17 protein-coding genes are annotated in these 22,315 nt (G+C 58.7%); 10 read left to right on the top strand and 7 right to left on the bottom strand.

Annotated elements, in window-relative coordinates; translation table 11 throughout:
• Positions 1 to 27 precede the first annotated feature (27 nt).
• From OKC42_RS15880 to OKC42_RS15870, 3 genes are all read right to left on the bottom strand, one after another.
• Positions 28 to 1,845 carry an extracellular solute-binding protein gene (locus OKC42_RS15880; RefSeq protein WP_270820225.1) on the bottom strand — a complete coding sequence of 606 codons (1,818 nt, stop codon included), beginning with the start codon at positions 1,843 to 1,845 and terminating at the stop codon, positions 28 to 30.
• Positions 1,846 to 1,994: 149 nt separating this feature from the next.
• Complete coding sequence (locus OKC42_RS15875; protein WP_013724081.1) at positions 1,995 to 3,038, bottom strand: ABC transporter permease; 1,044 nt, start codon at positions 3,036 to 3,038, stop codon at positions 1,995 to 1,997.
• 106 nt (positions 3,039 to 3,144) lie between these two features.
• Positions 3,145 to 4,170, bottom strand: coding sequence for an ABC transporter permease subunit (locus OKC42_RS15870; protein ID WP_151286951.1), 1,026 nt, complete (start codon positions 4,168 to 4,170; stop codon positions 3,145 to 3,147).
• A 739-nt stretch (positions 4,171 to 4,909) separates the two neighbouring features.
• Here OKC42_RS15870 and OKC42_RS15865 point away from each other — a divergent pair.
• The 8 genes from OKC42_RS15865 to OKC42_RS15830 all read left to right on the top strand — a co-directional run bounded on the left by OKC42_RS15865 (position 4,910) and on the right by OKC42_RS15830 (position 14,058).
• Positions 4,910 to 7,465, top strand: a complete 2,556-nt coding sequence (locus tag OKC42_RS15865) for a TonB-dependent receptor (protein WP_270820223.1) — start codon at positions 4,910 to 4,912, stop codon at positions 7,463 to 7,465.
• A 108-nt stretch (positions 7,466 to 7,573) separates the two neighbouring features.
• Positions 7,574 to 8,338, top strand: coding sequence for a DUF3450 domain-containing protein (locus OKC42_RS15860; RefSeq protein ID WP_160881524.1), 765 nt, complete (start codon positions 7,574 to 7,576; stop codon positions 8,336 to 8,338).
• Positions 8,335 to 9,708 carry a MotA/TolQ/ExbB proton channel family protein gene (locus OKC42_RS15855; protein WP_270820222.1) on the top strand — a complete coding sequence of 458 codons (1,374 nt, stop codon included), beginning with the start codon at positions 8,335 to 8,337 and terminating at the stop codon, positions 9,706 to 9,708. Before OKC42_RS15860 ends, OKC42_RS15855 begins: the two co-directional genes overlap by 4 nt.
• A gap of 10 nt (positions 9,709 to 9,718) precedes the next feature.
• Complete coding sequence (locus OKC42_RS15850) at positions 9,719 to 10,246, top strand: MotA/TolQ/ExbB proton channel family protein (RefSeq protein WP_005338936.1); 528 nt, start codon at positions 9,719 to 9,721, stop codon at positions 10,244 to 10,246.
• Positions 10,247 to 10,313: 67 nt separating this feature from the next.
• Positions 10,314 to 10,721: an ExbD/TolR family protein gene (locus OKC42_RS15845; protein ID WP_033137735.1), complete on the top strand. Its 408-nt coding sequence runs from the start codon at positions 10,314 to 10,316 to the stop codon at positions 10,719 to 10,721.
• 16 nt (positions 10,722 to 10,737) lie between these two features.
• Positions 10,738 to 11,373: an energy transducer TonB gene (locus OKC42_RS15840; RefSeq protein WP_231719498.1), complete on the top strand. Its 636-nt coding sequence runs from the start codon at positions 10,738 to 10,740 to the stop codon at positions 11,371 to 11,373.
• Between the two features lie 11 nt (positions 11,374 to 11,384).
• A complete protein-coding gene (locus OKC42_RS15835; protein WP_270820221.1) occupies positions 11,385 to 12,626 on the top strand; it encodes a tetratricopeptide repeat protein in 1,242 nt (413 codons plus the stop codon).
• A gap of 511 nt (positions 12,627 to 13,137) precedes the next feature.
• The gene (locus OKC42_RS15830) at positions 13,138 to 14,058 is read left to right on the top strand and encodes a L,D-transpeptidase family protein (protein WP_005338927.1); all 921 of its coding nucleotides are present in this window, start codon (positions 13,138 to 13,140) and stop codon (positions 14,056 to 14,058) included.
• A 91-nt stretch (positions 14,059 to 14,149) separates the two neighbouring features.
• Here OKC42_RS15830 and sppA read toward each other — a convergent pair whose 3' ends face one another.
• A complete protein-coding gene (sppA, locus tag OKC42_RS15825) occupies positions 14,150 to 15,994 on the bottom strand; it encodes a signal peptide peptidase SppA (protein ID WP_270820220.1) in 1,845 nt (614 codons plus the stop codon).
• A 208-nt stretch (positions 15,995 to 16,202) separates the two neighbouring features.
• On the opposite strand from sppA, the gene OKC42_RS15820 reads away from it, so the two are divergent.
• Together OKC42_RS15820 and OKC42_RS15815 are read left to right on the top strand one after the other, a co-directional pair.
• Positions 16,203 to 18,230 carry an NADPH-dependent 2,4-dienoyl-CoA reductase gene (locus OKC42_RS15820; RefSeq protein WP_236301528.1) on the top strand — a complete coding sequence of 676 codons (2,028 nt, stop codon included), beginning with the start codon at positions 16,203 to 16,205 and terminating at the stop codon, positions 18,228 to 18,230.
• A 114-nt stretch (positions 18,231 to 18,344) separates the two neighbouring features.
• Positions 18,345 to 18,893, top strand: coding sequence for an NAD(P)H nitroreductase (locus tag OKC42_RS15815; protein ID WP_005338924.1), 549 nt, complete (start codon positions 18,345 to 18,347; stop codon positions 18,891 to 18,893).
• A 380-nt stretch (positions 18,894 to 19,273) separates the two neighbouring features.
• Here the strand turns inward: OKC42_RS15815 and OKC42_RS15810 are convergent, their stop codons facing one another.
• The 3 genes from OKC42_RS15810 to prmA all read right to left on the bottom strand — a co-directional run bounded on the left by OKC42_RS15810 (position 19,274) and on the right by prmA (position 21,953).
• Entirely contained in the window at positions 19,274 to 19,828 is a 555-nt protein-coding gene (locus OKC42_RS15810) for a sugar O-acetyltransferase (RefSeq protein WP_151286958.1), read from the bottom strand.
• Positions 19,829 to 19,894: 66 nt separating this feature from the next.
• Positions 19,895 to 20,872 (bottom strand): D-2-hydroxyacid dehydrogenase family protein, encoded by a 978-nt coding sequence (locus OKC42_RS15805; protein WP_151286959.1) that lies wholly within the window; start codon positions 20,870 to 20,872, stop codon positions 19,895 to 19,897.
• Between the two features lie 202 nt (positions 20,873 to 21,074).
• Entirely contained in the window at positions 21,075 to 21,953 is an 879-nt protein-coding gene (prmA, locus tag OKC42_RS15800; RefSeq protein ID WP_005358410.1) for a 50S ribosomal protein L11 methyltransferase, read from the bottom strand.
• Between the last annotated feature and the right edge of the window lie 362 nt (positions 21,954 to 22,315).

Genomic DNA, 22,315 nt, shown 5'->3' with positions numbered 1-22,315 from the left:
GCTGCTCCCTTCGCAATGGCCTGAATATCAATGACGTGCATAGGTCTTGTCGAGCAGGTTGATGGGCGCCAGCGCCTCCCCTGCCTCCTTGGCGTTGCGGGTCTCTTCCTTCACCTTGGGATCGAGCCAGAGCAGACCGCCGCTACTGTGAGGATAACCGTCCATCGGCCAGTAGAGCAGATCCGGCGTGTTCTTGGTGGCAGGAACTTCCGGCAGCATCACATAACGCCAGCTGCTGGCCCGCACATAGTTGAGCTGCACCCCGGGCACGAAGATGGCGAGGTCATAGATGCGCTGCTGGATCTGCTGGGAGAGCTTGGCCCGCTTGGCCATGTCGAATTCGACGTTGTAGGCATCGATCAGCGCGTCCAGTTCCTTGTCAGCCACGTTGAACAGGTTGTTGGTCTGCGGTTTGTTGGCGTTGGCGGAGTGGAAAAACTCCCAATATTGCGGATAGAGACCGCCGCCGCCCCAACCGAGCCAGGCCGCCTCGTGTTTCTTCTCCAGCATCACCTTGAAGCCGGTGGCGCCATCCACCAGGTTAAGCTCCAGATCCAGACCCGCCTTCTTGGCCTCCTCTTTCAGCACGGTCAGTCGCTTGGAGTGCTCCTGACTGGTGTAGGTGAGCGCCAGCGTCAGCCGCTCTCCCTTCTCATTTTGCAGGATGCCGTCCGGCCCCGGCTTGTTATAGCCGCCCTTGGCAAAGTACTCCCGCGCCTTGCCGATGTCATAAGCCCGCTCAGGCAACGTGATGTCAGTGAACTCGCCAAAACCCGAGTCAAAGGTGGTGGCTCTGTCGTAGTCGCCGCGCAGCACGGTCTCGATCATCTTGTCGATGTTGAAGGCGTGCTGGATGCCGAGGCGCACGTTCACGTCCGCCAGCTTGGGGTTGGCCACATTGAGGTGCACCCCCTGACCGCCCTGTTTGGTATCGGTCATGGCCATTACCTTCTGCACGTAGCCTTTTTTGTACTCCGGGGTGACCGCTTTTTCATGCCACCAGTTGGGCAGGATCATCTCGAAGGTATCGATCTCCCCTTTCAGGAAGTGGCGGAAGGCGATGTTGTGGTCGCGGATCACCTGCACCTTGATGGTGTCGATGTTGAATCTGTGCTGGTTATAGCGATCGTCTTTTGCCCACCAATCCTTCTGCTTGCTGAAGGTTACCGACTTGCCCTTCTTGACGTCGCTGATCACGTAGGGACCTGTGGTGGGCACCACGGCCCAGTTGTACTGCTTCACCCAGCTGGGGGTCAGCTTGTAGTAGTGCTTGGGCTGGGGCCACAGCTCGGTGGTGTTGAGCAGGTCCATCTTGGCCTTGCGGTTGCCCGCTTTGACCATAATAGTGTGGTCATCGATCTTCTCTACCGCGACCACTTCAGTGGTGTAGTAGTTGTTGAACCAGGGCCCCTTGATGTGTTTGGAGCGCATCATCTCGTAGCCGAAGGTGTAGTCGTCAGCATTGACCGGCTTGCCATCCGACCATTTGGCTCGCGGATCCAGCTTGAAGTAGACGGTCTGGCTGTCTGGCGCGATGGCCCAGTGGGTCGCCAGCGAGGGAATGGGGTTGCCGGTATTGGGATGGAAGCTGATGAGTCGCAACTGGTTATCGAGAATAAAGGAGCGGAACGATCCATTGGAGTCAGGCCCCACGGTGCGAAACGTCAGCGGAAAGCTCTCCACAAACATATTGAGGCTGCCGCCCGACAGCGCCTTGGGGGAGGCGAACACAGGATCCGTGTCGTTGGTCTCCCATTTGAGATCCGCGGGCAGGCTGGCCGCCCAGACCCAGGATCCGTTTACCAGCACAAAGAGAGCACCTATCCATTTGATTTTATTTTTCATGTTTGACTTCCAGGTCTGGCCCCTGCACTGGGGGTCTTGATTGATAACGGGATTATCCCTTGCTCCCGGGACCGCCTATGGCGGCGGCCCGTCCTTCATTAATCACTGTTCGTTACCCGGCACCTGCCGATGCGCTGGCATCGGCTGGCTTATTGGTAACGGGTAAATTTGCGCGGATCGAACGCCTCGCGGATCGCCTCACCGATAAAGGAGACCATGATCAGCACCAGACTCACCGCGGCCACCACCGAGCTGACGATCCAGATGGCATCCAGATTGTTGATGCCCTGGGAGAGCAGCTCTCCCCAGCTCGGGGTCGGCGGTGCCAGCCCGAAGCCCAGATAGTCGAGGGCCGTCAGGGTCGAGATATTGCCCACCACGGCAAACGGCGCCAGGGTGACGATCATCATCAGGGTGTTGGGCAGGATGTGGTTGAAGATGATCCGCCCGGTGGTCGCCCCTTGTGCCCGCGCCGCCATCACATAGTCCCGTGCCCGCTCCTTGTAGGTGAGGGTGCGCATATACCAGGTGATCCCCATCCAGCCGAACAGCACGTTGATGGCGACAAACAGGCCGAAGTTGGGCTTGGCCAGCGACACCAGGATCATGATGACGTAGAGAAACGGCACCTGGGACCAGATCTCGATAAAGCGTTGCAGGATGAGGTCAAAGCGGCCGCCGAGAAAGCCCATGAGACAGCCGATGGTGACCCCGATGGCGTAACTGGCCGCCAGCGCGATAAAGGCAAAGCCGATGGCGATGCGAAAGCCGTAAACCAGTCGCGCCAGCACGTCGCGGCCGCTGGTGTCGGTGCCGAGGAAGTGGCGCTCTGCCGCGCTGGGGGCGTAAGGCGGGTAGGCATCCTCCTTGAAATCCTGCTCGTAGGGGTTCCAGGGTACCGGCGGCAGCAGTACCCAGTCTCCCTGACCCTCTGCGGCAAACTTGGCCTTGAGCTGGCGGTAGTTGGTTTCGTACTCGTAATCGAGCCCGAACTGCTGACCGGGGATCACATCGCCATAGGTGGGGAAATGCAGCTGGCCCTGATAGCTCACCATCAGTGCCCGGCTGTTGACCAGCAGCTCCGCCAGCAGGGAGAGCAGCACCAGGGTGGTGAAGATGATGAAGGAGTAGTAACCGCGCTTGATCGACTTGAAGCGCTTGAGTTTTTTCAAGGTAACCGGATTGAGCTTCATGGTCAGTCTCCAAACCGCACGCGCGGATCAACGAGGGCAACGCAGATATCGGAGACGATATGGCGTGATATCAGCATCTGCATGGCAATAGAGGTCTGGTTCATGGTCAATCTCCAAATCGCACGCGGGGATCAACGAGGGCAACACAGATATCGGAGACGATATTGCCAATTAGCATCAGCATGGAGGTGATGGCCAGAATGCCCATGACGGTGGGGTAATCCCGCTCGACGATCGCCTCGTAACCGAGCAGGCCGATGCCGTCGATGTTGAAGATGGTCTCGATGAGGAAGGAGCCGCCAAAGAAAACGGTGAGCACAGACCCCAGGTGACTGGCGATGGGGATCAGGCTGTTGCGCATGGCGTGATCAGTCACCGCCTTGCGAAACGGCAACCCCTTGGCCACGGCGGTACGCACATAATCGGCCGACAGGTTCTCCATCAGGCTGTTTTTCATAGTCATGGTGAGGATGGCGAAATCGCCGATGGCGTAGGCGATAAGCGGCAGCAGGGCGTGGGCAAAGACAGTGCGGATCTGATCCCAGCTGCTCTCCATGTACTCAAAGTCGTCTCCCGGAAAACCGCCCATCGGCAGCCACTCCAGATGAAAAGCGAAGACGGTGATGAGGAAGATCCCCACCACGTAGGCGGGCAGGGCATAGGCCATGTAGATAAGCATGGAGCTTAACGAGTCGAAGCGGCTGTTGTGCCTGAGCGCCTTCGCCACCCCGAGCGGAATGGAGACCGCATAGCTCAGCAGAAAGGTCGCCAGCCCGAAGAAGGCGGTAACGGGGAGCCGCTCCTTGATGAGATCCCACACCGGCTCGTAGTAGCGGGTCGATTCGCCCAGATCCAGCACCGCCAGCTTCTGCAGCCACTCCCAGTAGGCGACCAGCATGGGCTTGTCGAGCCCATAGAAGGCCTTGAGCTCCTCGATCTGTTCATCGGAGAGGGCCTGCGCCCCCTTGCTGCCACTGGAGCGGCCGGATTCATTCTGGGAAACCTGGGCTTGCAGCAGCATGCGTTCGACCGGACCGCCCGGCACGAAACGGGTGATGGTGAAGACGAGCAGGGTGATACCGAGAAACGTCGGGATGATCAAAAACATCCGGCGTAGGAAATACGACAGCATGGTGGAACCTCGTCCTTGTTGTTCTTTTTTGCGGCCAGTCAAATCCGGTGACGGGCCTGTCCTTCCTGGCATTACGCGCTGGATTGGTTGCCAAACAGCAGACAATCCGCTTGGCCACTGTAAAAGCTCTGCAACAAAAATCAAGTACAAGGAAATGGAAAACTGGGACAAATGACCCGCTGAGACCAAAAGCACCGAAAAATGACGTTTTTTATCTGAAAAGTGAAAATCAAAACAAAACGCTACTGCTCAACATTATTTTAAAAAATATAAACAGCTGTTTGTTTGAGTTTTTGGTGTTTTTAAGTTGTTGATTAATAGTGTTTTTGTTTGATGGGTGAAATTGAAGGAAAACGATATCATCTCGACGATTTTAACAGTTATCCCCATGGGAGCGGTCAGGTTCAACCCTCATGAAGTTAGTGTTTTATTCTCATTAAGGCCTATAAATCAAAATAAGATATAAACGGACAGCACGTTAACTAATAAGTTCATCAAATTTTAATTCAGCGCCATTTACGCCATTTAACAATGTCTCTACATTGCGCAAGTTGTTTTTGGCAGAATTATTCACTAATTATGCCGGTCAAAATTAATACACTCCGCTTATTCTACGCTTGACCTCGCCACACCCCTGCTCCATTGACGTCGCTAGTCAAAGATTGATAAGCCTTACACATCGCTCCAAAGAGGGCGGTATCAGGAAGCAAACAATAAACAACTAGGAAGGATATAAGCGATGCTTAGGAAGAGCAGAATCTCTGCTGCGATTGCGTTCGCCTTGGCGAGCCTTGCGGCGGCCCCATCCGTATCTGCCGAAGAAGGGCAGAACGTCGAAAAACTGCAGAAAATCAAAGTCACTGGCTCTCGTATCTCCCGTGTTGATGTTGAGGGGGCGACTCCGGTTGTCTCTGTCAGCAAAGCCCAAATTGAACAGTCTGGTCAGCAGACTGTGGCCGATTATCTGAAACAGGCCTCCTATAACTCCTTTGGTGGTTTCTCCCCATCCTCCGGTAGTTCCGCCCAATCACAAGCCACAGTAGGGCTGCGTGGTCTTGGTGAAGATCGCACGCTGGTGCTGCTTAATGGCAAGCGTATCGCCGGTTCTCCCTCCATGGGCGGCACTGCCATCAACCTCAACACCATCCCCATGGCGGCGGTTGAGCGGGTGGAAGTGAACCTGGACGGTGGCTCCGCCCTGTATGGCTCTGATGCCATCGGCGGCGTTATCAACGTGATCCTCAAAGAGGGTTTCGAAGGGCTGACTTTCCAGGGACGTATTGGTTCACCGACCGAAGAGGGTGGTGACGAGCAGAGTGGTTCCATCGTTAGCGGCATCTCGGGTGAGAAAGGCTCCCTGATGATGGTCTACGAGCACGATGTGAAAGACGAGATCTATTACAAGGATCGCGACTATCTGGCGAAAGAGGGGGCTACTGCTCCGAGTCTCTATGGCCGCAATATCAAGGGAGTGGACGCCACTACCGGCAAGACGGTTACCCGTACCCTGAATGGGGTTGACTGTGAAGGTACCGGCACCGGTTTCGTCACCAAGGGTACGGCTTGCCGCTTCGACTTTGCCAAGGTTGCCGCCAAGACCGCTTCTCGTACTCGCGATACCGTCTATGTGAATGGTCGCTACCACATCAACGACAATGTGGATTTCGTGCCACAGATGATAGGTTCTCGCGTCACCAGTTTTGGTCGTTTCGCGCCAGCTGCCGGTGCCTTCACCGTGGATGGTTCCACCCCTGAAAGCGCAGCAGTTCTGTCTGCCAACAACTTCAGCACCGCCAAGGCCGCGACCGTTTACTACCGCTTCAACAACGTGGGTCCCCGTGATAACAATGTGACCGACCTGACCGGTACCCTGAACCTGGGTTTTGAAGGGGTGGTGCCGACCGAAGCAGTAGGCGATCTGGAATGGAATGCTGGTTACATGTATTCCAAAACAGATAACCAGAGCACCGGTAATGGTTATGTCTTGGCACCTGCCGTGGAAACTCAGGTCAACAACGGCAAGTTCGTCAATGGCAGCTTCTCTGACGCGGCCACCAAAGATCTCTCCTATACCACCAGCCGCAATTCCAAGATGGACTTCTTCCAGTGGTACGGCGGTCTGGGATGGGAGATGGGCGAACTGCCCGCTGGCCCGGTCAGCTGGTATCTTGGGGCCGAGTATAACGATTGGGTTTACTCCGATACCTATGACAGCCAGTCCGAAGCGGGTAACGTACTGGGTTCATCCGGTAACTCCGGTGGTGGTGTGCGCGATGTGTTTGCCACCTACATCGAGAGTCTGATCCCCATCACCGAGCAGATCGAGCTGAACCTGGCGGGTCGTTATGACAAGTACAGCGATTTTGGCAGCGCCTTCTCGCCCAAAGCGAGTCTGCGTTATCAACCGCTCGACCAGCTGATGTTCCGTACCTCCTGGTCCCAGTCTTTCCGCGCGCCGGGTCTGAACGATCTCTATGCGGCGGATGCCCAGTCAGCGGACTTTGCCAAGGACTATGTCTACTGCCAGGCCAATGGCATTGCCAACTGTTCCGAAGCGCAGTACGAGACAACACGTCAATCCAACAAGAACCTGAAGGAAGAGACGGCTGACACCTTTACCATCGGTGCTGCTTACAACCCGCTGGACAACCTGAACCTGTCGCTCGATTACTACTACATCAAGATTGATGACGTGATCCAGCTGGCTACCACCCAGACCCAGTTCTATCAGGAGCTCAATACCGGCAGCAACCCGAACGTCATCCGTGATGCCAACGGCGATGTCGAGAAGGTCTATGCCGGCATGGTCAACCTGGGGCAGCTCAAGACCAGTGGTATCGACTTCAAGGCGGACTACAAGTACGACTTCAACTCCTTCACCCTGCGTTATGACTTTGGCAGCACTTACATCCTGAAGTATGAAGAGGGTCTGTTTGCTGGCGGCCCGATGATCGACAAGAAGGGCTGGAATGGCAGACCTGACTTCCGCTTCAACTCCGGGATCGGTGCCAACTTCCCGCAGCTGTGGAATCTGGATACCTACCTGAGCACCAACTATATCGACTCCCAGAGCCAGGACTATGTGGATGACAAGGAAGAGGGTCATATCGCTTCCAACACCATCTGGAACCTGAACGTCGCGGTTGATACCAGCTGGAATGCCAAGATCCAGACCGGTGTGAAGAACATGTTCAACCGCGGGCCTTCCCTGTCCAACGATGGTTTCACTTACGATGAATACCTCTACGGCATCGACGGTCGCGTCTACTACATCGACTACACCCAGAAGTTCTAATCAACCCTGTTGATATACAACCTCAGCCGGCCCGGTCGGGTCGGCTGTGCCCAACGTCCAAGGAAGTTACGGAGATAGGGTAATCCTATGAAGACAAGGACCATTACAATGAAGAAAGCGCTCCTTGGCAGCCTGGTTTCGGCCGCCTTGTTGACCAGCTTCAATCTGAGTGCCGCCACTGCCGGTCAGGCCGTGGACGCTCAAGCCGCCACCGACAACGCATCCAAAGTTTCCCAGCAGAAGATCGACAGCTATGCCGAATCTGCCGAATCCGCACTGGCCCAGTACAAGGCAGCCCTGCGTCAGGTCGACAGTCTGCGCACCTACAACGAGCAGGTGAGCAAGATGGTCGAGTCCCAGAGTGCCGAGCTGGCGTCGATGCAAAAGCAGATCGCCCAGATTGATCAGACCAGCACCGAAGTTGTCCCCCTGATGCTCAAGATGATCGACTCCCTCGAGCAGTTTGTGGCGCTGGATCTGCCGTTCCAGAAGGTCGAGCGCGAGGACCGCGTAGCAGCCCTGACCGACCTGATGAACCGGGCCGATGTCACCATCTCCGAGAAGTACCGCAAGATCCTGGAGGCCTACCAGATCGAGGAGGGCTTCAGCCGCACCATCGAATCCTACAAGGCGAGCCTGGACAAGGATGGTAGCGAGAAGACCTACGAGTTCCTGCGGGTTGGCCGCATCGCGCTGCTTTATCAATCCCCGGATGGCAATGAGACCGGGATGTGGAACAAGCAGACCCGCCAGTGGGAAGAGTTGCCCCAGGAGTATCGCAGTGCGGTTGAACAGGGCCTTCGCATCGCCAAGAAGCAGGCGCCTCCCGCCCTCATAAAGCTGCCGGTTCAAACTGCGGAGAAAGCATCATGAAAGGAATCAAACTTGCTATTGCCTCCCTGATCGCGGGAGCAACCCTGGTCACTCTGCCGGTGACCGCCGCCGAGAAACCGGTGGATCTCAATGCGCTGCTGAACCAGGTCAAGGCCTCCAGCTTAAGTGAATCCCAACTCAACAAGGAGCGGGAAGCCCGCTTCCTGGCCGACAAGAACGAGCAAGGGGCGCTGTTGGCCAAGGCCAAGGCCGAGCTGGCTGCCGAAACGGCCAAGGGGGAACGGCTCAAGGCGACCTTCGATGCCAACGACAAGCAGCTGACCGAGCTGACTGAAACCCTGCGCCAGCGTTCCGGCAACATGGGTGAGATGTTTGGTGTGCTGCGTCAGTTTGCCGGTGAGTTCAAGGGGATTTTCAACGCCTCTGCCCGTCGGGTCGAACATCCGGAGCAATCTGCCTTGCTGACCCGTCTGGCCGAGAGTAAAGAGCTCCCCTCCAGCGACGATCTGGAAGCGTTCTGGACGACCACCCTCAGCCGCATGGTTGATGGTGGCAAGGTAAGCCAGATCCCGGCGACTGTGGTCTACGGCGAGGGCAACCAGGCCGAGAAGACCGTCACCCAGATCGGTGAGTTCAACACCGTCTCCGAAGGCAAGTACCTCACCTTCGTGCCGGAGACCGGCAAGTTCGAGCAACTCCCCCGTCAACCGGACAAGGGGGTGCTGGAGCCTATCGCCGAGTTTGAACAGGGTGGTGACGGGGTCAAACCCATCTTCATCGACCCGTCTCGCGGCGTGATCCTCTCTCTGCTGGTGCAGTCTCCGACCTTCAAGGAGCGGGTCGATCAGGGTGGTGAAGTCGGTTACGTCATCATGGTGCTCGGTGTGCTCGGCACCCTGCTTGCCATCTTCTGCGGTGTCCGCCTGTCGCTGATCGGCACCTCCATGCGCAAGCAGCTGAAATCCGATCAGATCATCAAGGGCAACCCGCTTGGTGACATGCTGGGTGCCTACCAGAGTCATCGTGGTGACAACATCGAGGATCTGGAGTCCAAGCTCGACGAGATCATCCTGCGCAACGTACCCAAGTTCGAGAAGGGCATCAGCATCATCAAGCTGATCGCCTCCGTCGCCCCGCTGCTGGGCCTGCTGGGTACCGTGGTGGGGATGATTGCCACCTTCCAGGCCATCACATTGTTCGGTACTGGCGATCCCAAGCTGATGGCAGGCGGTATCTCCGAGGCGCTGGTGACCACCATGCAGGGTCTGGTCGTCGCGGTGCCCATGCTGTTCCTTTACACCATTGTGCAGACCCAGAGCCGTCGTCTGATCCAGGTGCTGGAAGAGCAGAGCGCCGGGTTCGTCGCCCGTTATCAGGAACGTCTGCACGCCTCCAAAGCTGCAGCGTAAGGAGTCACCCATGTGGTTCTGGTTGATTGAAGAAGTCGAGTCGGTCCGCCGGTTTCTGGGATTGGGGGGCGATGTACTGGTCGCCCTGTTCTTCCTGACCCTGATGATGTGGGCCTTGCTGCTGGAGCGCTGGTTCTACTTTATGGCGGTCTACCCCAAGCAGGTGAAACAGACCAAGGCCACCTGGCTGGCCCGCACCGATCATCTCTCCTGGTCTGCCAAGCAGATCCGGCGCGAGCTGGTCTCACGGGTCGCCATGGCGGTGGACAAGGGGATGCCGGTCATCAAGGTGCTGATCGCCCTCTGTCCGCTGATGGGGTTGCTCGGTACCGTGGTGGGGATGGTGCAGGTGTTTGACACCCTGGCCATCACCGGCACAGGTTCGCCGCGGGCCATGGCATCGGGGATCTCCAAGGCAACGGTACCGACCATGGCGGGCATGATTGCCGCCCTTTCCGGCCTGTTTTTTGTCAACCAGCTCGATCACAAGGCCAAACTGGCGGTGCAAAAGTTGGAAGACAACCTGAAACACGGTTGATGCAGGATGCATACCCCCGGCGAGGCATGGCCTGCCGGGGGCACAGAACAAGCAAGGAGTTTCTGCTATGAGAAAACGTTACAGCGACAGCGGTGCTGACGAGGCGGCTATCGATTTGACCCCCATGCTGGACATAGTGTTCATCATGCTGATCTTCTTCATCGTCACCACCTCCTTCGTCAAGGAGTCCGGTGTCGAGATCAACCGTCCCAGTGCCAGCACGGCCGAGACGGTGAAGAAGGGCAATATCATGGTCGCGGTACGCGAAAACGGTCAGGTCTGGGTCGACAAGCGCATCGTGGAAGTGGGGGCGGTACGTGCCAACATCGAGCGGCTGCGTGCCGAGAACCCGGAGAGCGCCGTGGTGATCCAGGCCGATACCGAATCCCGTTCCGGTCTGGTGGTGCAGGTCATGGATCAGATCCGCATGGCCGGTGTCCAGAACATCTCCATCGCTGCCAGCAAGAGCAGCTGATGCTGGAGAGAGACCTATGAGATACCTGATATCGTTGGCGGTCTCCTGTGTGGTGGTGTTCTTTCTGTTTCTGGGAATGAACAAGCTGATCACACCGGATCACCGGGAGCTGGTGGAGAAGGATGACGTCGCCATGACCGATTTCATTCGCATCAAGCCCCAGGAGACCCTGCAAGAGAAGCAACGGGAGCTGCCCAAACCGCCGCCGCCGAACCGTCCGCCGCCCCCTCCCGAGATGGAGGTGGCCAGCACGGATCGGCCGCAGATGGAGAGCTCTCCCATGGATATGCCCAAGCTCGACATTCCGGTCAACATCGGTGGCGGCAACGCCCTCGGTGCCTACAGCACCGGTGGCGGCGGTGGCGGGATAGGTGGCAACAACGGCGCCATTCCGCTGGCCACCTTCGAGCCCATGATGCCCCGCAAGGCGGCGCTGGCGGGTCTGGCCTCCGGCAAGGTGCTGGTGGAGTTCACCGTCACCGAGCGCGGCACCGTCAGCAACGTGCGGATCGTCAAGGAAGAGCCGCGCAGTTATGACCTCGGCAAAGAGGCGCGCAAAACCATCGCCAAGTGGACGTTCAAACCGGCCATGGTGGATGGCAAGCCGCAGGCGAGCCGTATGCAGCAAGAGATCGAGTTTGCGGTCAACTAAGGAAGGTGGCGATGAACAAGTTACACAAGATGATCCTCGCCCCGGTCGCCATGGCGGTGCTGCTCAGCACCGCCAGTTGGGCCGCCGAGCAGCCGGCCCTGTCGGATCGGGCCTATCGGGCGGTCAACAAGGCGCAGGAGCTGATCACCGAGAAGAAATACGGTGAGGCCAATGCCAAGCTGCAAGACGCGCTCTCCGGCGCGGGCGAGCGGGTCTACGACAAGGGGGTCATATTGCAGACTCTCGGTTTCGTGGCCGCCCAGCAGGAGAAATACGGTCAGGCGACCAAGTACTTTGCCGATGCCATCGCGACAGGCGGCCTGCCGCCACCGGTGGCCCAGCAGGTGCGCTACAACCTGGCCCAGCTCTATATGGCTGAGGGTAATTATCAGGGCTCGATCAAGACCATGAAGGAGTGGTTTGCCAACCAGGGCAAGGATGACAAGCCCAACTCCCATGCCTATATCACGCTGGCCAACGCACACGTGCAGCTCAAGCAGTACCGTGACGCGATCCCGGCAGTGGATCAGGCGATCAAGCTGTCGGCAGGTAAAGCGCCGGAGTCCTGGTATCTGCTGAAGATGGGCGCTCACTACGAGCTGAAACAGTACAAACCGGCGACCGAGGTGCTGACCTCTCTGGTCAACATGTTCCCGGAGAAGAAGAAGTACTGGACCCAGCTGTCGGCCATGCATATGCAGGCAGGCAACGATGCCAAGGCGCTGGCGGCGCTGGAGTCTGCCTATAACCTCGGCATGTTGACCGAGGCCGCCGAGCTGCAGCGCCTCGCCAACTACCTCGCCTTCACCGGTATTCCCCATCGCGCCGCCCGGGTGATGGAGAAGGGGATGAAGGACGGGGTGATTGAGCCGAGCGCCAGCAACTACAAGACCCTTGCCAACTACTGGCATCAGGCCAAGGAGCTGGATCCGGCCATCGACACCCTGGCCAAATCCTATCAGCTGGCCCCGAGCGCCGATCTGCAGCTGAAAATGGCGCGCATGATGATCCAGAGCAAACGCTATCAGGATCTGGTGGCTCTGGCGGCCAAGCCGGCTCCGGGCGCCAGCGGTGAACAGCGTGCGGATCTCAAGTTCCTGACCGGGGTCGCCTATTTTGAGCAACAAAAGCCGAAGGAGGCCCTCAACGCCTTCACTCAGGCGGCTCAGAATGGCAACGTCAGCGGTCGGGCATCCCCCTGGATCAGCTTCCTCAAGGAGCAGAGTGGTGCGGGGGAGGCGGCCGTCCAGTAATTCCAATGACAACTACCTGTAGTCCCTTTTATGGTTGCCTGGTGGCTCCATTAACCGCTCTTCGGAGCGGTTTTTTTATGGTGGCTGCCGGCACCGGCGGGTGGCCGACGCACGGTTTTATCCCTCTTCATGCCAATAAAGAGCCTCCGTCGACATTGGCTTATCTCCCCGGATGCGACAAACGTTTTAGCTAGGGCTGCAACCGTGACACCAGGTGACACAGCGCTGTGGTTGATGGGGGCTTGGGTGGCTCGCTGACTGGCGGGCAGTGCCATTCATCTTTCACTCAGCTGCGACTTGCCAGTGTGGCTTTTGCCCTGTTGATAAGCGTCACATCGAAAACGGCTACTTTTAACAAGAAAAGCAACATATGGAAGTTGAAATTTTGGCCGACTCAGGAAAGAATGCGCGCTCGGTTATTGGCGTCGTGGGGCAGGTTGACCCGCCACCGGCAGACCGAGGATGAGACGGCCCCCGGCCCATTTGGTACAGGAAACCACACAGGAATTTTATGAATCCCCTTCGCACTGCCGCTTCGGCCCTTTTATGCACATTTGCGCTGGTCAGCCAGCAGGCTGCCGCCGTCGAGTACCGTCTGCCTGCGGCCAACAGCCGCCTGATCGGTGAAAATCAGGAATACGTGGTGCCTGCGGACAACCGTCCGCTGGAGCAGATCGCTGCTGACTTCCAGCTGGGTCTGACCAACATCATGGAAGCCAACCCGGGCGTTGATCCCTATCTGCCGAAAGCGGGTAGCACCCTGATCATCCCCCACCAGCTGATCCTGCCCAACGCGCCCCGCGAAGGGATCGTCATCAACGTTGCCGAGATGCGTCTCTACTACTACCCGAAAGGGAAGAACGTGGTGGAAGTACTGCCCATCGGCATCGGTCAGCTGGGGGTAAACACCCCGGAGAACTGGATCACCAAGGTAGAGCGCAAGCGCGCTAACCCGACCTGGACCCCGACCGAGAACATCCGTCGTCGCTATGCCGCCCAGGGCAAGACTCTGCCGGCAGTATGGCCAGCCGGTCCGGATAACCCCATGGGTCTGCACGCCCTCTATATCGGCAACCTCTATGCCATTCACGGCACCAATGCTACCTTCGGTATCGGTCTGCGGGTGAGCAGCGGTTGCGTCCGTCTGCGCGCTGACGACATCAAGTATCTGTTCGACAACGTGCCGGTCGGCACCCGCGTCCAGTTCGTCAACCAGCCGGTCAAGACCACGGTCGAGCCGGATGGCGGTCGCTACATGGAAGTACACGAGCCGCTGTCGCGCACCGAGGAGGAGTTCAACTCCACCGCCTCCGTGCCGCTCCCGATGACACCGGCTATCACCCGCTTCATCGCTCACGCCGAGTCTGACTCCAACGTGGTCAAGCAGGTGCTGGAACAGCGTACCGGTATGCCGACCCGCCTCAATCCCTGATTGAGCAAGTTGGCGGTGCCGCGCGCACTGGCTGAATAAAGAAAACGGCGACCAGATGGTCGCCGTTTTTTATGGGGGAGTCACCGCTTGCTTACTGCACGCAGACCGGGCAGAAGGCGTAGGTGCCTTGCGGATCGTTGAAGCGGGTAAGCGGGTCGAGACTGCGGTTCACTTCCACCAAGGCCTTGCCAAATCCTGCCGGCAGCCAGCTTTGCAACTGGGGGGCCAGCACTTGGGCACTGCTGTCAAACAGCTGGCGCAGGAACTTGTCCTTGGTGGACTCCTCCTGCTCGATGGGGGTCACCTGCCACTCCTTGAGGTTGGCCAGTTCGGCTGCTGCCTTGATGGCGTCATCCAGATTGCCGAACTCGTCCACCAGACCCAGGGCCTTGGCATCCTCACCAGTCCAGACCCGACCTTCGGCCGCTTTTTCGGCCTCTTCCGGGCTCAGACCACGGCCCTTGCTGACCAGACCGATGAAACGCTGGTAGGTATCTTCCACGCTCAGCTGGATAGCCTGACCGACGTGATCCGGCAGGGCGCGGGTCGGGCCTACGCCGACGTAATCTGTGGTGCCGACCCCGTCGGTATGCACACCGAACTGGGCCAACGCCTTGTCGATGGTGGCGAACATGCCGAACACCCCGATGGAGCCGGTGAGGGTGGTGGGGGAGGCGAAGATCTTGTCCGCATCGGCGGAGATCCAGTAGCCACCGGAGGCGGCATAGCTGCCCATGGAGACCACTACCGGTTTGCCTGCCTGTTTCAGAGCCAGCAGCTCGGCGCGGATCTGCTCGGCGGCGAAGGCGCTGCCGCCCGGGCTGTCGACCCGCAGGACCACGGCTTTGACCTGGTCATCGCGGCGGGCATCGGCCAGCAGGTCGGAGAGGCTGTCGCCGCCGATGGTGCCGGCAGGCTGGACGCCATCCATGATGGCGCCGCTGGCGACCACCAGACCCACCTCATCCTTGCCGCTCTGGGGATATTGTTCCGGAATGGCAGCCAGATACTCTTTCAGGCCGACCCCTTTCCAGCCGTGGTCGTCCGCTTCACCTACCTCTTTAATGACCGCCTGGGTCATCTCGTTGCGGGTGGCCAGCTGATCCACCAGACCGTTGTCGAGGGCGTAGTTGGCGGCATTGCCACCGGCTTTGCGCAGCAGCTCGAGGAAGCGATCCTTGCCTGGCGCGACCGCCTCGGGTTCGATCTCCCGCTGCTCGGCTACGTCAGCCACATAGGATTGCCACAGCTGATCCAGCCAGCGCTGGTTTGCTTCTTTGCTCTCGGGGGACATCTCGTCGCGGGTATAGGGTTCGACGAAGGATTTGTAGGTGCCGACCTTGAATACATGCGGGGTGATGTTGAGCTTCTCCAGCGCCGACTTGAAGTAGGTCTGGTAGACACCAAGCCCCTCAATCACCACGGCGCCGCTCTGGTTGAGCAGCACGTGATCGGCGTGGGCCGCCAGCAGGTACTGGCCTTGAGTGTAGAAGTCGGCCATGGCGATCACCGGTTTGCCGCTCTCCCGGAAGGAGTCGATGGCGCTCGCCACCTCCTGCAGTTTGGTGAAGTTGGCTCCCTGCAGCCCTTGTGGCTTGATCACCAGCGCCTTGATGCGCTCGTCATCCTTGGCACTCTTGATGGCCCACAGCAGGTCGGAGAGGACGATCTCGCTCGGCTGCTCGTCGCTGCTGTCCATCTGGCGCAGCAGTTGTACGGTGGGATCTGTCTGGGAGCGTTGCTCCACCAGCACGCCGTTGAGATTGAGGGTCAGCGCCCCTTCGATGGGTGCCTTGGGGGCCTCTTTCTGGCTGACGCTGAAGACGATGACCAGCACTACGATGAGAAACAGCAGATTGACCAGCATCAGCCGGGTGAAATTGAGCAGGCGCCACAGGCTGCGGAACAACCAACCCAGACCTTTGAAAATAGACATAGTCGCGTTATCGCCCTGTTAATGGGTAGAGAAGAGCCATTATTAACCAGTTGCGGGCGAAATTGCCATTTCCGACTGGCGGATCCCGTCTATCTTCGTTCAGGGCACGGCTGTTCGCTGAAAAATTGTCCAAACATTTGTTTGAAAAAGAATTTTCGATTCTTTACTCTAGCCTCAGTTTGATAACAAAAAATTAACTGGAGGCATCGTGAGCCGCTATCCGACCCTGCTGACCCCGCTCGACCTTGGTTTTACCCAGCTGCGCAACCGTGTGTTGATGGGCTCCATGCATACCGGCCTCGAAGAGGAGAAGGGCGGTTTTGACAAGCTGGCCGCCTTTTACGCCGAGCGCGCCCGTGGTGGCGTTGGCCTTATCGTTACCGGCGGTATCGCCCCCAATCTGCGCGGTCGGCTGGTGCCTCACGGCTCTCAGTTGAGCTTCCCCTGGCAGGTGAGCAAGCACAAGAAGGTGACCAGCGCCGTGCATCAGGAGGGGGGCAAGATAGCGCTGCAGATCCTCCATGCGGGCCGCTACGCCTACCATCCGTTCAGTCTGGCGCCGAGTGCCCTCAAGGCCCCCATCTCCCCGTTCAAGCCGCGCGCCATGAGCGAGCGGCAGATCCGCGGCACCATCCGCGACTTCGCGGCTACAGCTGCGCTGGCCAAGGCGGCCGGTTATGACGGCGTCGAGGTGATGGGCTCGGAAGGCTATCTCATCAACCAGTTCATCTGCGAGCGCACCAACAAACGCACGGACGGCTGGGGTGGCAGCAGCGAAAACCGGATGCGCTTCCCGGTGGAGATTGTCCGCGCCATCCGCGAGCGGGTCGGCACCGACTTCATCATTATCTTCCGCCTCTCCATGCTGGATCTGGTGGAGCAGGGCTCGACCCTGGAAGAGGTGATTGCGCTCGGCAAAGCGCTGGAAGCGGTGGGGGTGACCCTGATCAACACCGGCATCGGTTGGCACGAAGCGCGTATTCCCACCATCGCCACCAGCGTGCCGCGCGGCGCCTTCAGCTGGGTGACCGCCGAGCTGAAAAAGCATCTCAAGGTGCCGCTTATCACCACCAACCGGATTAACACCCCCGAGGTCGCCGAGCGGATTCTGGCGGGGGGTGAGGCGGATATGGTCTCCATGGCGCGCCCCTTCCTGGCGGATCCCGAATTTGTCATCAAGGCGGCCGAGAACCGGGCGGACGAGATCAACACCTGTATCGCCTGCAACCAGGCCTGCCTTGACCATGTGTTCAAGCAGAAGCGGGCCTCCTGTCTGGTCAATCCTCGAGCCTGTTTCGAGACCGAATTGACGTTTGGCCGCGTGCCCCAGCCCAAGAAGCTGGCGGTGGTGGGGGCGGGCCCGGCCGGGCTGGCGTTTGCCTGCTACGCTGCCGAGCGCGGTCATCAGGTGAGCCTGTTCGATCAAGCCAGCGAAATCGGCGGCCAGTTCAACTTCGCCAAGCAGATCCCGGGCAAGGAGGAGTTTCACGAAACCCTGCGCTATTTCGCCAAACGGCTGGAGAAGTGCGGTGTCGAGCTCTATCTGGGCCAGCGCCAGAGTGCCGAGAGCCTGCTCGGCGGTGGTTTTGACGAGGTGATCCTCGCCACCGGTATCCGTCCGCGCACCCCCAATATCCCGGGGATCGAGCATCCCAAGGTATTGAACTACCTCGATGTATTGCGGGATCACAAGCCGGTCGGCCAGAAGGTGGCGGTGATCGGTGCCGGCGGCATCGGTTTCGATGTGGCTGAGTATCTGGTAGAGAAGAAGGTGGAGATGGATGCCGATGGGCACCGTGATCACTGGCTCAAGGAGTGGGGCATCGACAAACAGCTTGGCGAGCGCGGTGGCCTCACGGCTCCTGAAATCGATGCCCCCGAGCGCCAGATCTGGCTGCTCCAGCGCAAGGAGAGCAAGGTGGGTGACGGACTTGGCAAGACAACCGGCTGGATCCACCGTACTGTGCTCAAGAACCGTAAGGTGCAGATGCTCTCCGGGGTGCAATATCTGGGGATCGATGACGAGGGTTTGCACATTCAGGTGGGCGAGAGCAAGCAGTGTCTGCCGGTGGATCAGGTGATCGTCTGCGCCGGGCAGGAGCCCCTTAAAGAACTGCAGGCCGGGTTGCAGGCGGCAGGCAAGCCGGTGCACATCATCGGCGGAGCCGACGTGGCTGCCGAGCTGGATGCCAAGCGCGCCATCCGGCAAGGGGCCGAGCTGGCTGCGATCATCTAGCCAACAGTGCCCTCTTGTCCTTTATAGTGCAATAAACCCCTGAGCCTCAGGGGTTTTCTTCATTCGGTGCTGTGCTAAGGTAGCGCCATCATTGCCCCAGAGAAGGAATTGCCCATGGATGCCCTCACCCTGTTGCTCAATCGCCACTCCTGTGGCCGTCTCGCCGATCCCGCCCCGAGCGGTGAGGTGCTCGACAATATCCTCAAGGCGGGCCTGCGTGCGCCGGATCACGGCACCCTGACCCCCTGGCAGTTCATTCTGTTTGAAGGAGAGGGGCGCGAGCGGCTGGGTAAGCTGTTGGCCGAGGCGGCCCGTGCCCGTGGCGAAGATGAAGAGAGCATCAAGAAGTGCAGCGAAGCGCCGCTGCGGGCGCCCTTGGTCGTCGCCGTGGCAACCCGTTATCAGGATCACCCCAAGGTGCCGAAACTGGAGCAGGAGCTCTCTGCCGGTTGTGCCCTGATGGCGATGCAGATGGCGGCGCAGGCGCAGGGCTTCAACGGTATCTGGCGCTCCGGCTGGTTTATCTTCGATGAGCAGATCAACAAGGGATTGGGACTGGCGGCAGAGGATCAGTTGGTGGGTTTCCTCTATCTCGGTACCCCTATGCTGGAAGCACGCAAACTGCGCGAACTGCCGCTCGATGAGTTTGTTCGCCGTTTCTGACTTCTCGGCCACGTTGCGGTTGAGAGAAGCAAAGCCTCGAGAAATCGGGGCTTTTCTGTTTAACCGTGAATAGTAACCAGAGAAATTGGGGAAAATAAATGGGTCAAAGAGGCTTCGCGCGCCATAGCAGGTAATTATTTAAATAGTGCGATGTACCTCGCAATCCTGTTGTATTTCACTATGTAAAACGTTTGCGCATTCGCTAATATCTCCCTGCCAGTTTAGAAGGGCACTCCTTCTAATTTTTCTGCGATGAGAGTCGCAATTCCGTAGCACCTTTTAACAGCCCAACGTCTTCGTGACATTGGGCTTTATTTTTATGGGGTGTCGGGGTTGCTGTGAGCTGATGGCGGCATCAAGATGCAGCCCGGTTGGCAGCCTTATGCCCTGTTTTTGGCTGGCAGGATCCGGGCCGGGTTGCCGACTACCCGAGCTCCGGCCGGTACATCTTTGGTGACTACGGCGCCCGCGCCGACGATCGCCTCCCGCCCTATGGTGACGCCGGGCAGCAAGATGGCGCCGCCCCCAATCCAGACCTTGTCTTCAATGGTGACCGGCAGCGCGGTCTCTGTTCCCTGAATTCGTTCGTCGGCCTCCAGTGCATGGGCTGCGGTATAGATCTGCACGTTTGGCCCAATCATCACGTTGGCTCCGATGCGGATGGGGGCATTGTCCAGCAGGGTCGCTCCCATATTGATGTAGGAGTCCTTGCCCAGGTGGATGTGGCGGCCATATGTACAGTAGAGGGGCGGGCAGATAAAGGCATTCTCTGCCAGTTCGTCAATCAGCTCCGCCAGTAGTGCCCGCTGCTCTGTCTCCTCTTCCGCCTGATTGAAACGGCGATAGCGCCGTGCTGCCTCCCGGCGCAACTGGGCCAGCTCGGGTGCCATGCAGTTGTACGGTTGGCTGCTAATCATCTTCTGGTATTCGCTCATGAAGGTTGCTTTCCTTTATCTGCCAAGGATTTGGATATTGGCGCCAATACGGCAGAAGTAACGTGATCACCCACCCGATATGGGCAGAACCAGGTTGGCAGGTTTGCCTTCGGCAAAGGCCAGCACATTCTCGAACGCCACGCGAAAGTAGAGTTCGTAGCTGTTTTGCTCCACATAGCCGAGATGAGGCGTCGCCAATACGTTGGGCAGGCGCAGCAGGGGCTCGCTTTCCTGTGTCGCCGGCTCGATGTCAAATACATCGAGCGCGGCCCGTTTCCCAGGATGGTTACTGAGCTCTGCATAGAGGGCGCCCGGCTCGATAAGTTCGGCACGGCTGGTATTGACCAGCAGAGAGTCAACTTTCATGCGGGCCAGATCTGCGCGGGTAACAGCGCCGCGGGTTGTCTCGCTCAGGCGCAGATGCAGCGTGAGGATATCGGCTTGACTGAAGAGCACCTCCTTGCTGGAGGCGCAGGCATAGCCATCCAGCTCGGCCTGCCTGCGCGAAGCCTCACTGCCCCATATCAGTACCGACATGCCAAATGCCTTGCCATAGCGGGCGATCCGCTGGCCTATCTTGCCGTAGCCCCAGATGCCGAGCGTCAGCCCATGCAGCGTGCGTCCCAAACCGAGGTCACCAGATTGCTGCCATTGGCCTTGGCTTAACGCCTGGCTGTAAGCCGGTATATGGCGGGAGGCAGCCATGATGAGCGCCCAGCAGAGCTCGGTGGGAGCAATAGGGCTGCCGATCCCTTCCGCCACGGCAACGCCGTACTGCTGGCACAGTGCCGGGTCGATATGCTGGCTGACTTTGCCGGTCTGGCTGATGAATTTAAGGGTGGGAAGCTGTATCAGCAGCTGTTCGTCGATGCGGGTGCGCTCGCGGGTCAGCACCAGTGCTTCCATTCCTTCCAGCAGGGCGGCAAGGCGCGTTGTATCGGGTTCGCTCTGGTTGAGGATGGTGACGTCATGACCCGCCAGCAGGGCAAAGCAGGGGAGGTGGCGCACCTGATCCTGATAGTCATCCAGAATGGCAATCCGCATAAGAAATCCTTCTCGGTTGCGTTGGCTCGGACCGCTATCTTACCGGAATAAAAGGTGTCTGTTGTTTTCAAACGAGCACAATCAGAAGGGAGGGCGATCAAGCCCATGTCCACGGACCGGGAAGAGCCTGACAGGCCAAAACAATCAGGGCCCCCGAATGGGAGCCCTGATGGCATGAGGTTGGCGTCAAAGCTGACCGCGCTTAGCCGTGCTTGCGGCCGGAGAGGCGGCACCACTCCTCCTTGACGGCTGTCGGGTCCATCTCGAACCACTGGCCGTAGATAGTTTCCAGTTCCGGGGCCTGACTTTCCAGCACGCCGGAGAGGGCCATCAGGCTGCCCGGCTTGCCGTGTCCAGCGATAAGTGGAGCCAGTTCGCGCAGCGGGCCGGCCAGGATGTTGGCGACCACCACGTCCGCTTCGACATCTTGCGGCTGGTCGGCCGGCAGATAGAGCTCAATCTGGTCGGCAACGCCGTTGCGCGCGGCGTTATCGCGGCTGGCCTGAATGGCTTGTGGGTCGATGTCGATGCCGATGACGCGGGCGGCACCCAGTTTCAGGGCGGCGATGCCGAGAATGCCGGAGCCGCAACCAAAGTCGACCACGGTTTTACCGGTCAGGTCCAGCCCGTCCAGCCACTGCAGGCAGAGAGCTGTGGTGGGGTGGGTACCGGTACCGAAGGCCAGACCCGGATCCAGCATGACGTTGACCGCATCGGGGTTCGGCACATCGCGCCAGCTCGGGCAGATCCAGAGGCGCTCGCCAAACTGCATGGGGTGGAAGTGATCCATCCACTCGCGCACCCAGTCCTTGTCCTCCAGCTGCTCGACCTTGTAGCCGACATTTTCGCCGAAGATCTGCTGGAAGAAGGCGATGGTGGGGGCCGGATCGGTTTCGGCATCGAACAGCCCCATCACTTCGGTCTCGCCCCAGAGCGGGGTTTCACCGGGCATGGGTTCGTAGACGGGCACATCCTTGGCATCCATAAAGGTCACCGCCTGGGCTCCACGCCCCAGCAGCATGTTGCTCACCTTGTCTGCGGTCTTGGCAGTGGCGTTGATTCGAATTTGTATCCAGGGCATGGCGTCGACTCTTCATAAATGTGAAACCGCGAGATTCTACCATCATGGGGCAGTGCTGTCGTGGTTTGCCCATGACCTGGAGGGATTCGGGGGCTTTTGCCGGATTGGCACGGTTCCTGTATTGCTCTATGCAGGCGAAGACGACCGGTTTTCGCTGAACGCTTTGCTCAAGTTCCGTCATCTTTCACTGCCACCCTCGGGTGGCATTTTTTTATCTGCACTTGTTTGCCTGGTAAACAGTCTGCCAGACAAAAAAAGAGCAAGGTCGGCACCTTGCTCAAGGACGGGCTGACGCCGTTTGGGCGCATTCATGCTGCTGTTGGCACGCCAGATGCAAAGACTAGATTGTCCTGCATAAGGAT

This window comes from Aeromonas sp. Y311-2 (assembly GCF_027706025.1).
Classification (GTDB): domain Bacteria; phylum Pseudomonadota; class Gammaproteobacteria; order Enterobacterales; family Aeromonadaceae; genus Aeromonas; species Aeromonas veronii.
Note: the sequence above shows the minus strand (reverse complement) of the source record. Positions and strands in the feature narration are given on the sequence as shown.